Source organism: Nocardia inohanensis NBRC 100128, assembly GCF_001612945.1.
Taxonomy (GTDB): domain Bacteria; phylum Actinomycetota; class Actinomycetes; order Mycobacteriales; family Mycobacteriaceae; genus Nocardia; species Nocardia inohanensis.
The window spans coordinates 892,947-905,293 of sequence record NZ_BDBK01000002.1 but is presented as its reverse complement, the minus strand read 5'-3'; the positions used below and the strand labels follow the sequence as shown (position 1 = coordinate 905,293).

The 12,347-nt window shown below is 70.5% G+C and carries 9 protein-coding genes; 7 read left to right on the top strand and 2 right to left on the bottom strand.

All coding sequences use genetic code 11. The features are described from left to right. The first annotated feature begins 266 nt into the window (after nt 1–266). From NI1_RS10445 to NI1_RS10435, 3 genes are all read left to right on the top strand, one after another. A complete protein-coding gene (locus NI1_RS10445; RefSeq protein ID WP_067818155.1) occupies nt 267–1,685 on the top strand; it encodes an LCP family protein in 1,419 nt (472 codons plus the stop codon). Beyond that, nucleotides 1,673–2,389, top strand: a complete 717-nt coding sequence (locus NI1_RS10440; protein ID WP_067817390.1) for a TIGR03089 family protein — start codon at nt 1,673–1,675, stop codon at nt 2,387–2,389. Before NI1_RS10445 ends, NI1_RS10440 begins: the two co-directional genes overlap by 13 nt. Nucleotides 2,390–2,495: 106 nt before the next feature. Beyond that, the gene (locus NI1_RS10435; RefSeq protein ID WP_067818154.1) at nt 2,496–3,794 is read left to right on the top strand and encodes a cytochrome P450; all 1,299 of its coding nucleotides are present in this window, start codon (nt 2,496–2,498) and stop codon (nt 3,792–3,794) included. Here NI1_RS10435 and NI1_RS10430 read toward each other — a convergent pair. Continuing rightward, entirely contained in the window at nt 3,788–5,344 is a 1,557-nt protein-coding gene (locus NI1_RS10430) for a carboxylesterase/lipase family protein (protein ID WP_067817387.1), read from the bottom strand. The genes NI1_RS10435 and NI1_RS10430 overlap by 7 nt on opposite strands. Before the next feature lie 97 nt (nt 5,345–5,441). Here NI1_RS10430 and NI1_RS10425 point away from each other — a divergent pair, with 97 nt between their 5' ends. After that, on the top strand, nt 5,442–5,660 hold the full coding sequence (locus NI1_RS10425) for an FmdB family zinc ribbon protein (protein ID WP_067818152.1): 219 nt from the start codon (nt 5,442–5,444) through the stop codon (nt 5,658–5,660). Here NI1_RS10425 and NI1_RS10420 read toward each other — a convergent pair. Continuing rightward, complete coding sequence (locus NI1_RS10420; RefSeq protein WP_067817384.1) at nt 5,657–5,938, bottom strand: Rdx family protein; 282 nt, start codon at nt 5,936–5,938, stop codon at nt 5,657–5,659. The genes NI1_RS10425 and NI1_RS10420 overlap by 4 nt on opposite strands. 184 nt (nt 5,939–6,122) lie before the next feature. On the opposite strand from NI1_RS10420, the gene NI1_RS39820 reads away from it, so the two are divergent. The 3 genes from NI1_RS39820 to NI1_RS10405 are packed head-to-tail and all read left to right on the top strand — an operon-like array spanning nt 6,123 to nt 12,312. Further along, the gene (locus tag NI1_RS39820) at nt 6,123–9,011 is read left to right on the top strand and encodes a DUF5691 domain-containing protein (RefSeq protein ID WP_157535035.1); all 2,889 of its coding nucleotides are present in this window, start codon (nt 6,123–6,125) and stop codon (nt 9,009–9,011) included. Beyond that, entirely contained in the window at nt 9,008–10,105 is a 1,098-nt protein-coding gene (locus tag NI1_RS10410) for an ATP-binding protein (protein WP_157535034.1), read from the top strand. The genes NI1_RS39820 and NI1_RS10410 overlap by 4 nt, the downstream gene beginning before the upstream one ends. Then, nucleotides 10,105–12,312 (top strand): DUF5682 family protein, encoded by a 2,208-nt coding sequence (locus tag NI1_RS10405; protein WP_067817378.1) that lies wholly within the window; start codon nt 10,105–10,107, stop codon nt 12,310–12,312. Before NI1_RS10410 ends, NI1_RS10405 begins: the two co-directional genes overlap by 1 nt. Nucleotides 12,313–12,347 lie beyond the last annotated feature (35 nt).

The window sequence follows — 12,347 nt, the reverse complement described above, 5'->3', positions numbered from 1 at the left end:
TGCGCAAACGCCCGCGCTCCCGGCGAATCCGGGGCCGATCGCGCACGACTCACGGAGCGTCGGCTACGCGTTCCGGCACCCCGGCGCGTCTAGCCTGCATACCGGGGGCATTCCAGCGGTATCACCTCGATCGGCGGGGGGATGTCGGCCGACCACCGGAAAGGACACCAGGGTTGCCGGAGAGCACGAGGGCATCCGCGCCGCTACCGTCGCGCCCGATCCGTGGGTCGCGCGCGCGGCGGTCGAATCCATTGCGGGCGCTGGCCATGGTCGCGGCGGCGCTGGTGCTGATGGTGACCGGGCTCGGCTGGTATCAGGTGGACCGGTTGGTCTCCTCGATCGAGCGGATCGGCAATCTCGGGCTGGGCGGGGGCCGCGACGGCGCGGTGGACATTCTCATGGTGGGCATCGACTCGCGCACCGACGCGCACGGCAATCCGCTCTCCGAGGACGAGCGGGCCATGTTGCACGCGGGCGACGAGGTCGGGCTCAATACCGACACCATCGTGTTGATCCGGGTGCCCAACGACGGCAGCTCGGCCACCGCCATCTCGATTCCGCGCGACTCGTACGTGGATATTCCGGGACTCGGCAAGGGCAAGATCAATTCGGCCTACGGCGTGACGAAGCTGAACGAACAGCAGAAACTGCTGGACAAGGGCGTCTCGGCGACCGAGGCGGACAAGCGCTCCACGCAGTCCGGGCGGCAGGCGCTGATCAAGACCGTCGGCAACCTGACCGGCATCACCGTCGACCACTACGCCGAAGTCGGGTTGCTCGGCTTCGTACTGCTCACCGATGCCGTCGGCGGCGTCGACGTCTGCCTGAACAACGCCGTCTACGAACCGCTCTCGGGCGCCGACTTCCCCGCCGGCCGCCAGAAGCTCGACGGCGCACAGGCTTTGAGCTTCGTGCGCCAGCGCCACGAGCTGCCGCGCGGCGATCTGGACCGGATCGTGCGCCAGCAGGTGTTCATGGCCCAGCTGGTGCACCAGGTGCTCAGCGCCAAGACCCTCACCAGCCCCGGCCGGTTGCAGGAGCTCAGCGACGCCGTCGGCCGCACGGTCGTGCTCGACGACAACTGGGATGTGCTGAAGTTCCTGAACCAGCTCCAGGACCTCTCCGGCGGCCAGGTCAAATTCGAGACCATCCCGGTCAAGGACCTCAACGGCTGGACCGACGACGGCGAATCGGTGGTGAAGGTCGATCCGGAGGCGGTGCGCAAATACGTCGGCAAGATGGTCGGCGACGAAGAGACCACGCACGACGAGACCGGCGGCGTCGACCCGTCCACCGTCACCGCCGACGTCTACAACGCCAGCGGCACCGGCGGCCTCGCCGGCCAGGCCGCGCAGGCGCTGACCGCCAAGGGCTTCCGCACCGGCAGCGTCGACAATTGGATCGGCGGTCCCATCCAGAGCAGCCGGGTGCTGGCCGCGAATGCGAGCAACCCGAAGGCGCGGGCGGTGGCCAAGGCGCTCGGCGGGCTGCCGGTCATCGCGGAGGCGGGCCTACCCGAGGGTTCGGTGCGCGTGGTGCTGGCAAGTGACTACTCTGGTCCCGGTTCGGCGGCGAGTACCGGCACCACCACCATGGATCTCTCCGGCAGTGCGACCACGGCGACGCCGGTGCCGCCGGCGCCACCCATCGATGCCGGGCAGAACGGACCGAAATGCGTGAACTGAGCGAGACCCTCACCGACGCCGTACTCGAACCCATCCTGGCCCGTGATCCGGCGGGCCCTCGCATTACCTTCTACGACGACGCCACCGGGGCGCGGATCGAATTGTCCGCTTTGACGCTGGCCAATTGGGCGGCCAAGACCGCCAATATGATTCGCGACGAGTTCGGGCTCTCCGCGGGCGCGCGGGTGGCGGTGCTGCTGCCCGCGCACTGGCAGACCGCGGCGGTGCTGCTGGGCTGCTGGTGGGCCGGCGCGGAGGTGGTGCTGAATGCCGATCCGGACGCCGAGCTGGCGCTGGTGACCGCCGACCGCATCGACGAGGCGGGCGATATTCCGGAGATCGCGGCGCTGTCGCTGGACCCGATGGGCCTGCCGGTCAAGGATCTGCCCGTCGGCATCACCGATTACGCGACCTCGGTGCGGGTGCACGGTGACCAATTCCGGCCGGGCGGGGCGGGCTGCGCACTGGATGGCATGTCGGTTTCGGCGGTGATGGCCGAGGCCCGGAAATCGGCTGCGCGGCAGGGGTTCACGACCGAGGACCGGGTGCTGTCCACGACGCCGTGGGAGACGCCCACCGAACTGATCGACGGCCTGCTGGCGGTGTTCGCGGCGGGCGCGTCGCTGGTGCAGGTGGCGCATCCGGACGAGGCGCTGCGGGAACGGCGGGTGGCGAGCGAACGGGTGACCGCCCAGCGGGGCTGACAGGTCCTACCCCGGTAGGAGCCGGCGGTCCCTCCGCGGCATGTTCCGCCGCCCGGTCGGTTTCCGTACCGTGGAATCATCCGACGACGAGGGAGTTTTCGCGATGATGAACCCGCGGTATGTGGCGCGCTGGCTGGTGGAGCACGGATCGGCCCGGATGCTGATGCGGGTGCAGGCGCGGCGCGGAAACCCCTTCGCGCAATTGATGGGCACCGCCGACGGACTGGCCGACCCGTACCCCTACATCGAGGAGCTGCGCCGGCAGGGGCGGCTGGCGCACAGCCCGATCAGCTGGGCCACCGTCGATTACGAGATCAGCCGGAACCTGCTGCGCGACAATCGCTTCGGGGTCTTCGGCATCGACGGGTTCGAGATTCCGCAGTGGCTGCATCGCACGGTCAAAGCGGCCGAGATCCCGCCGAATCCGGTGGAGCCGCCGTCCATGCTGATCAGCGATCCGCCCGAGCACACCCGGCTGCGCAAGTCGGTGTCGGCGGCGTTCACCCCGCGCGCCATCGCGCGGCTGCGGGATCGGGTGGAGTCGGTGACGGTCGAACTGCTCGACGCCCTGCCCGCGGACGGTTCCGCGGATCTGGTCGCCGATTTCGCCGCGCAGGTGCCGATCGCCATCATCTCGGAAATGCTGGGGTTCCCGGATTCGCGCCGGGAACAGTTCCTGGCCTGGGGCGATGTGATGAGCCCCCTGCTGGACTTCGGCATTCCGTGGAAGACCTGGCGCACCGCGATCACCTCCATGCTCGATATGGACGCCTACCTCGACGAGCACATCGCGCGGCTGCGGGTGGAGCCCGGCGAGGACATTCTGAGCAGCCTGGTCAGCGCGGGCGACCTCGACAACACCGAATTGAAGGCCACCGCGAGCCTGCTCATGGGCGCGGGGTTCGAGACCACGGTGAACCTGATCGGCAACGGCATCGTGCAATTGCTTTCGCACCGTGAGCAATTGGCGCTGCTGCGCGAGGACGAGGAGCTGTGGCCGAACGCGGTCGAGGAGATCCTGCGGTTCGACGCCCCGGTGCAGACGACCGCGCGGGCCGCGCTCTGCGATGTGGAGATCGCGGGCACGCGACTGCGGCAGGGCAGCGTGGTGGTGATGTCCCTGGCCGGCTGCAACCGCGATCCCGGAAAGTTCGAATTCCCGGATCGTTTCGATGTCACCCGCGCGAATGCCCGTGAGCACCTGACGTTCTCGAGCGGCATCCACACCTGCCTGGGGGCGAGCCTGGCGCGCATGGAGGGCGTGTACGCGCTGCGGTCGCTGTTCGAGCGGTTCCCCGATCTCGCCTTGGCCGGTGCGCCGCAACGCCGTCCGCTGCACAACCTGCACGGATACGCGCGCATACCCGCACAGCTGGGTAAGCGCGCCACGTCCAGGGTTCAGTAGAAGCCGACGACCTCGTCGCCCCAGACCGAATTGCGGTCGCCGTCCGGGTCGTCCACGACCCGGTCCACGGCATCGATGACCAGGGTGGTGCGGGCGGTTTCGTTGTAGGGCGGCCAATGCTTGGAGCCGTCCAGTGCGGCGGGCACGCCGAATTCGGCGAAGGCCAGCCAGCGCCGCATCATCCGGCCCGAAACCTCCTGCGCCGCTTTACGTCCGCCCAGCCAGAAGGTGGGGTCGCGGTCGAAGGAGCCGAAATTGCCGAAGATATAAGGCAATTCGGTGGCGTGCCCCGCGCCCACCCGGGCCGCTTTGAGCATGGGGGTGGCGTGGTCGAAGCGGTACATCCAGGTCGGTGAGTGCCGGGAGTGCGCGTCGGCCACCCAGTGCGCGGGCATCCGGAAGGCGGCGTCGCCGGACATGGTGAGCGCCCCGCGCGGGCTCAGATCCTCATAGGCGGAAGCGATCTCGGCGATGCGCTCGGCCGAGAGCCCCGGATGCTCGGCCGCCACCCCGCGCAGCATCTCGTTCACCGCGTCCGGGGTGACCGGCATGATGGGCGAACGGAACAGCCGGAACAGCGACGCCTCGTCCTTGTTGGTGCCGATGAGCAACGGCAGCCGGTGCGAACGGCCTTCCTGGAAGCGCTCACTCGGGTAGGCGGGCAGCAGGTCGCCGTCCACCACCGGGGCGGCGGCGAGCCGGCCGGGCTCGCGCACTGGCACCTCGTCGAGCAGCACGACGGCGGCGGCCATCAAGCGTTCCAGGGGCATATCGAACAGTTCGGCCGCCCGATCCGGCGGCAGCTCCAGCAGATGCAGGAAGCGTTTGGCCACCACCGCGGCCCGATCGGCACCGAAAACCGTGGTGGCGGGCGGGGATTGGGCGATGGCGCGATGGAACAGGCCGGCCGCGCGCGGCGAGGTGAGCAGCGCGGTCACGCAGCCCGCGCCGGAGGATTCGCCGAAGAGGGTGACATTGCCCGGATCGCCGCCGAAGGAGCCGATATTGTCGCGCACCCATTCCAGGGCGGCGAGCTGGTCGTGCAGGCCGAGATTGGGGGTGAAGTCGCTGCCCAGCGAGGAGAGATCCAGAAACCCGAGCGCGCCCAGCCGGTAGTTCACCGTCACCACGATCACGCCGCCGGTCTCGGCCAGCTTGCGCCCGTCGTAGATGGCCTGCCCCGCGGTGCCCAGGCAGAACGCGCCACCGTGCAGCCACACCAGCACCGGGCGGGGTTCGTCGGTCGGTTCGGCCGGCGCCCACACATTGAGCCAGAGACAGTCCTCGCCGACTCGCATCGAGCCGTCGACCGGGACGAATCCGGGGGCCTGCGGTGCGATCTGCCCGACCTGCCCGCAGTCGCGCGCACCGGTCCAGGATTGCGGCGGCTGCGGCAGCTTGAAGCGCCGGGTGCCGGTCGGCGCGGCGTACGGGATGCCGCGCCACACCGCGATCGGACCCTCGCGCCGGCCGCGCACCTCCCCGTACGCGGTCCGGGCGACCGGGTCGGTGTCCGCGTCCGTCAGCGTGTCGAAGAACCGAGTGCTCACACCAACCTCCTCTGTACTCCGTAAATTCGAGGGTACTGGGTGAGCGCGGGCGCGTACGGCGATGTCCGGCGGCGCGGCGTCGTCTACCCTCGGGCGCGTGCCGAGTTATGCCTATCGCTGCCGCAGCTGCGGCGACACCTTCGAAACCGTCCGTCCGATGGCGCAAGCCTCGGATCCGGCGAGCTGCCCGCAGGGCCATGACGACACCGTCAAGCTGCTGACCACGTTCGGGACGGTGACGCGCGGCGGTGCGCCGAGCGCGCCGATGGCCCCGCCCGCCGGTGGCGGCTGCTGTGGCGGCGGGGGCTGCTGCTAGTTCTCGTCCTGCTTGTCGGAGTGGCCGAGCGAGCGGCCGGGGGCGACCCGGTCGCGCACCCGCTGCTTGAGCACGGCGATATCGGGAAAACCGCCGTCCGCCTTGCGTTCCCAGATCTGGTCGCCGTCCACCGTGATGCGGAAGACGCCGCCCTCGCCGGGGACGAGCGCCACTTCGGAGAGGTCGGTGGCGAAGGTGGTCAGCAGTTCCTGGGCCATCCAGCCGGCCCGGAGCAGCCAGCGGCACTGGGTGCAGTATTCGATCGCGACACGCGGCATATCGGGCACCCTACCGCGCGGCGGTCAGCGGGTTTCCGGGGCGCGGCGGGGCGCACCGGCTTCTGTTCGCCACAGGTTTGCCGAATCAGCTTTTCGCATAAGCCTTTTCACCTTGCCGCGGCGGCGCCGATACTTGTCGGTGGCCTCCGATAGAAATTGAGGTGACACGGAAGGGGGACGCCGGATGGCGCTTGCCGACACACCCGAATCGAGCCCGGCGGTGACCGGCCCGGCCGCGCCGCGCACCTCGAACGCCGCCGACAAGCGCCGCGCCCGGGTCACCGCCGGACTGGCCGACCTGGAGATTTGGCTGACCGACCAGGTCCGCACCGGCCTCGCCCAAACCGACCGCTCCTACGTGGCCTGCGACGCGATGGCCCGCCGCATGGTGGATGCCCAAGCCCCCGGCGTGGCCGGGACTCTGCGTCGCCTCCCCCTGCTCGCCGCGGGCCCGAATTGGCCGCAACAACTGCTGCGCGAATATGCCCGCCTGCATTTGCTGGCCACCGCGCACCGCCGCCTCGACGCCCTCTCCCCCGCCCTCCGCGCGACCGTCCGCAGCCATATCGGCTACTCGACCCCCGTCGATTCCGTGCGCACCGAACCTCCGGTCCGCGACCGGTGGATGGTCCTGTCCACGCGAGTCACCTCCGACGAGGCGCTCTACACCCGCCGAGTCCTGCTGCTGGGCCGCACCACCACCCGCTGGGCTCTGCTCATCGACCACCACCACGGTTCGCCGAGCTTCCCCCCGGACACCCCGCCACCGGGCCATATGGTCGAAGCCGACCTGCACTTCTATCCGGCCGCCGCACCGCTGCGCGCGATCTGGGGCACCCGCCACTGGACCCCGGAACCCTTCACCACCCTCCCGCGCACCGCATTGCCGGCCCCGGCCGCCACGACCGGAAACCACCCGGGCACGGTGCGACCCGGCAGCATCGAGGCCGCGTTGCGGACCCACGCGCGCGCGGTCGGCGCAGACCCGTTCCTACGCGCCTGGCCGGTCGTAGTGACCGACGTGGTGCCGGTCTGCAACGAAAACGATTGGCACGTAGTCGAATCCGACGGCACCGCGCTGCCGCTAGCGATAGGCGACGGCGAACCGTGGCGACTGCTCGGCCTCTCCGGCGGCAACCCCGTGACCGTCATCGGCGAGTGGACGGCAGCCGGCTTCCTCCCACTCTCCGCGCTCACCGCGGGCGAGATCGTGGACGCCGGCGTCGGCGAAGGGAATCCGACCGGCACATCGCCGATCCCCGCGACCCCGGACGGAACTCTCGCGGAACTGGTATCGACCGCACTGGTCGGCACGGCCCGCCGCACGCCCCACACCGCCGACCTCCCGGCACCGGTCGCGACATTGACGGCACGCCTGACGAGCAAACCCGCGCCGGGCGGTGCGGCGATGTACCAGCTTTCGCAGCAGAGCGACATCGCAGCACCGACAAACCGCGTGACCGAGGCCCCGATCTCGGGCGGGCGGACCACGGGAACGAACGAAGTCGGCGCCGCACCGACCCCCACCGACCGACTCGTCGCACCACCCGTATCCCTGACGACAACGCGAACCGATTCCACTTCCACGACGGCGGTGGCGCAGAGCGGCGAAACTGCCGTCGGTGCGGTGCGGGGAATCGCGGAGGTGGACGCGCCACGCGATCCGGCGGTGGTGTTGCTCGAAACCGTTGCGCTGCAAGACTGTTTTGCGCGCGGCGGTGTGCTTGCCGGGCGAGCCGAGGTCGGGGCGGCGGCTGGGGAGGATGGGCGGGCGGTGTTGCCGGGGGCGGCTGCCGCACGGTTGGCCGGATTGCTGGCGGGCAATTCGCCGTTTCTGGCGGAGTGGTTCGAGGCGGTGCGGCCGTACGACTATCGGGTGCCGGACGGGCTGGTGAGCATTGTGCTGGAGCGGGCCAAAGGGCTTGCGGCGCATCGGGAGCCGTTGTTGCGGTTGGCGGGGGCGCGGGGGCGGTGGCTCGCGGAGCGGCATCCGGGGTGGCGGACTCTGGTGCGAGCCGATATCGAGGATGCCTCGGTGTGGTCGCACGGGCGGGCGGCCGAGCGGCGGCAGTGGCTGGCGCAGTTGCGGCGGCAGGATCCCGAGGCGGCGCGGGAAGCACTGGCGGCTTCGTGGGACACCGAGTCCGGGGCCGGAAAGGCCGAGCTGCTGGCCGTTCTCGGCGATGGGCTGTCGCCGGCCGACGAAAACCTGCTCGAGGCCGCGCTCGATGATCGGCGTGCGGAAGTGCGGCGGCTGGCGGCGGATCTGCTCGGGCGGCTGCCGGAGTCGGCTTTCGCCGGGCGGATGGCGCAGCGGGCGGGGGCTTGGCTGAACTTCGGCAAGGGGGTGATTCGGCCTCAGCTCACCACCACCGGGCCGGGGGTGCTGGATGATTCGGCGCGGCGGGACGGGGTGGGAGATTCGTACGGGTACACCAGCTATCGCGCCGATGGTGCGCCGGATCTGTCCGGTGAGTGGTTGCAGCGGGTGGTGGCCGGGACGCCGCTGCGGCATTGGGAACGCGCTTTGGGGTCGGCGGAGCAGGCGATGGATATCGCGGTGGCGGAGGAGATCCGGGGCGCGCTGTTCGCCGGATGGTCGGATGCCACGCTGGCGCAACGGGATCCGGAATGGGCACGGGTGTTGTTCGCGAACTATGCCGCCACTCCGGCCGGGGCCGCCGACAGCGACAAGCTGCGCGAGTTGTTCGCCTTGCAGCCATTGCAGGATCAGGTCCGGCATCTGCGCCGGCTGGACAGCAGCTGGCTGGCCGAGATCGAATCGCTGTTGCGCGCGGTGCCGCATCCGTGGCCGGGCGCGATGGCCGAGCACGTGCTGCGGCTGCTGCTGGAGCGCGCACAGCTCTCCGCCGACCGGCCGGGTGGGCCGAGCCTGGTACCCGGTTCCTATCGGACGCTGTTCCGGGCCGCGTCGGCGCACTTCCCCGTGACCGCGGAACCCATGGTGACCGCCATTGCCCGTAAGTGCGGAGATCCGTACTGGGAGCAGGCTTTCGACCAGCTGGCCCACGACCTCATTCAACGCAAGACGATGCTCGAGGAGTTGCAGTGACCATCACCGAGGAGCCCGGCGCGCTGCTGCGCCCACACGCCGAACAAGCCTTCGCCACCGAGCTCGCCGCCCTCGCGCAGCATGACGACCGCCCGCGCCCGCCGTCGTGGCGGCTCTCGCCGTGGGCGGTGGTCACCTACCTGCTGGGCGGCAAACTCGCCGACGGCACCGTGATCAGCCCCAAGTACGTGGGCCCGCACCGGCTGATGGAGGTCGCCGTCGCGACCCTCGCCACCGATCGCGCACTGCTGCTCATCGGCGTGCCGGGCACCGCGAAAACCTGGGTGTCGGAACACCTTTCGGCCGCCATCTCCGGACGGTCGACGCTGCTGGTGCAGGGCACCTCGGGCACCGCGGAGGAGTCCATCCGCTACGGCTGGAACTACGCCCGCCTGCTGGCCGAAGGCCCGAGCGAGGCCGCGCTGGTGCCCTCGCCGATCATGACCGCCATGCGCACCGGCGGCATCGCCCGGCTGGAGGAGCTCACCCGCATCCCCTCCGACGTGCAGGACGCGCTCATCACGGTGCTGTCCGAGAAGACCCTCCCGGTCCCGGAGCTCGGCACCGAAGTGCAGGCGGCGAAGGGCTTCAACCTGATCGCCACCGCCAACGACCGCGATCGCGGCGTCAACGAACTCTCCTCCGCGCTGCGCCGCCGCTTCAATACCGTGGTGCTGCCGCTGCCCTCCGACGAGGAGGAAGAGGTCGCCATCGTCGCGCGCCGGGTCGAACAGCTCGGCGCCGCACTGGAATTGCCCGCCGTGCCCGCCGCCGCCGAAGAGGTGCGGCGAGTGGTGCGGGTCTTCCGCGAACTGCGTTCCGGCATCACCGCCGACGGCCGCACCAAACTCAAATCGCCGTCGGGCACCCTGTCCACCGCCGAAGCCATCTCGGTGATCACCAACGGTCTGGCCCTGGCCGCGCACTTCGGTGACGGCGTCCTGCGCCCCGCCGATATCGCGGGCGCGGTGCTCGGCGCGGTCGTCAAGGATCCGGTGGCGGACGCCGTGGTGTGGACCGAATATCTGGAGGCCGTGGTGCGCCCGCGCGCCGACTGGGCCGACTTCTACCGGGCCTGCCGCGAGGTGAGCTGATGACCGCCGCGACCACCACCGGGGCGGCGGAGACCCGGATCTTCGGCATCCGCCACCACGGTCCCGGTTCGGCGCGCTCGCTGCGCCTGGCCCTCGAAAAGTTCGGTCCCGACGCGATTCTCATCGAAGGCCCCGCCGATGCCGACCCGTTGATCGGCTACGTCACCGCCGAGGGCATGGAGCCGCCGGTGGCGCTGCTCGGCTACCACCCCGACGAACCGGCGCGCGCCGTGCTCTGGCCGTTCGCGGTCTTCTCCCCCGAATGGCAGGCCCTGGAGTACGCGGCCGAAAACGCGGTAGCCGCAGGCTTTTTCGATCTCCCGGCCGCCATGACCCTCGCCATGGAGAACGAGCCCGGCGACCGCACCGACCCGCTGGCCGACCTGGCGGCCGCGGGCGGCTACGACGATGCCGAGCGCTGGTGGGACGCCATCGTCGAATCAGCCTCGGACGCAGACATCTTCGATGCCGTCAACGAGGCGATGACCGCGCTGCGCGAGACCGCCGACATCGACGCGCACACGCTGCGCCGCGAAGCGTACATGCGGCAGATGATGCGAAAGACGTTGAAGGCGGGGGCGTTACGCCTGGCCATCGTGTGCGGGGCCTGGCACGGCCCGGCGCTGTCGGGCAAACTCGGCCCCGCCGCCCCGGACGCCCGGCTGCTGAAGGGCCTGCCCAAGGGCAAGGCCACGCTGACCTGGGTGCCGTGGACGCACGCACGCCTGTCCAGCTCCTCCGGATACGGCGCGGGCATCACCTCCCCCGGCTGGTACCACCACCTGTTCACCCAGACCGAGCAGCCGATCGTGCGCTGGCTCACCAAGGTCGCGGGAACCCTGCGCGCACACGATCTTCCGGTGTCGAGCGCGCACATCATCGAAGCGGTGCGGCTCGCCGATACCCTCGCCACCCTGCGCGGACGCCCGCTGGCGGGCCTGTCCGAGGTCACCGAGGCCACCCGCGCCGTCCTCTGCGACGGCGACGAAACCATGCTGCGCCTGGTCAGCACCGAGCTGGTGGTGGGTGAAGCGCTGGGCGCGGTCCCGGCGGACACCCCGACGGTCCCCCTCGAAGCCGACCTGATCAAGCAGGCCAGAAGCTTGCGGCTGGAGCGGCTGGCGCAGGAGAAGACCGTGGATCTGGACCTGCGCACCGACCGTGGGCTGGCCAAATCCCGGCTGCTGCACCGGCTCCGGGTACTGGGCATCGAATGGGGCAAGCTCACCGACAGCCAGGTCCGCGCCACCGGCACCTTCCGTGAGACCTGGACCCTGCAATGGCGTCCCGAACTGGCCGTCTCGATCGTGGAGGCGGCGCGCTGGGGTACGACGCTGCGCACGGCGGCCGAGGCCGAGATCCTCGACCGGGTCGCCTACCCCGATGCGACCGTGGGCGTGGTCGCCGCCGCGCTGGAGTCGGCGCTGCTGGCCGACCTGTCCGGCGCGACCCTCGGCTTGATCACCCGCCTGGAATCGGTTGCGGCACTAGACCACGACGTCACCCATCTGCTGGCCGCGCTCCCCGGCGTGCTGCGCACCCTGCGCTACGGCGATGTCCGCAGAACCGACACGGTCGCCCTGGCCCGGGTCGCGGACAGCCTGCTGCTGCGTTCCTGCGCCGGTCTGCCCAGCGCCGTCACCGGCCTGGACACCGCCGCCGCGAACGCCCTGCGCGCCCTGATCGACGCTGTCCACCAGGCGCTTTCGGCTCGGTCCGACGATTGGGCCGACACCACCTGGTGCACCGCCCTGCGCGATCTCGCCGACCGCGACGATGTACACGGCGGCCTGTCCGGACGTGCCGTGCGCCTGCTCTGTGACGCCGAGCTGATCGACGCGGACGAATCGGCCCGGCGACTGTCCGCGGCCCTGTCGGTGGGCCGCACCGCCATCGACAAGGCCGCCTGGGTCGACGGCTTCCTCGGCGGCCGCGGCCTGCTGCTGGTGCACGACCGAAATCTGCTGTCGCTCATCGACACCTGGCTCGCCGGTCTGGACGAACCCCAGTTCCTGGCCACCCTTCCCCTGCTCCGCCGCACCTTCGGCGCGTTCGACCCGGGTGAGCGCCAGGCGATCGGCCAGGCCGTCCGGCACGGCACGACGACCGGCCCGAGCCGGCACAGCACCGAATACGACTCCGCCCGTGGCGAACTGGCGCTGCCTGCGGTGGCGGAGATCCTGGGGGTAGCGGGAGGAATGGCGTGAGCGAGATCGACGAGGGACGCGAGCGGCGCTGGCGG

Coding starts and splice junctions, on each gene's coding strand:
- NI1_RS10420 (WP_067817384.1), bottom strand. CDS start 5,938: ATGCCGCGTGTCGCGATCGAATACTGCACCCAGTGCCGCTGGCTGCTC.
- NI1_RS10435 (WP_067818154.1), top strand. CDS start 2,496: ATGAACCCGCGGTATGTGGCGCGCTGGCTGGTGGAGCACGGATCGGCC.
- NI1_RS10445 (WP_067818155.1), top strand. CDS start 267: ATGGTCGCGGCGGCGCTGGTGCTGATGGTGACCGGGCTCGGCTGGTAT.
- NI1_RS39820 (WP_157535035.1), top strand. CDS start 6,123: ATGGCGCTTGCCGACACACCCGAATCGAGCCCGGCGGTGACCGGCCCG.
- NI1_RS10405 (WP_067817378.1), top strand. CDS start 10,105: ATGACCGCCGCGACCACCACCGGGGCGGCGGAGACCCGGATCTTCGGC.
- NI1_RS10440 (WP_067817390.1), top strand. CDS start 1,673: ATGCGTGAACTGAGCGAGACCCTCACCGACGCCGTACTCGAACCCATC.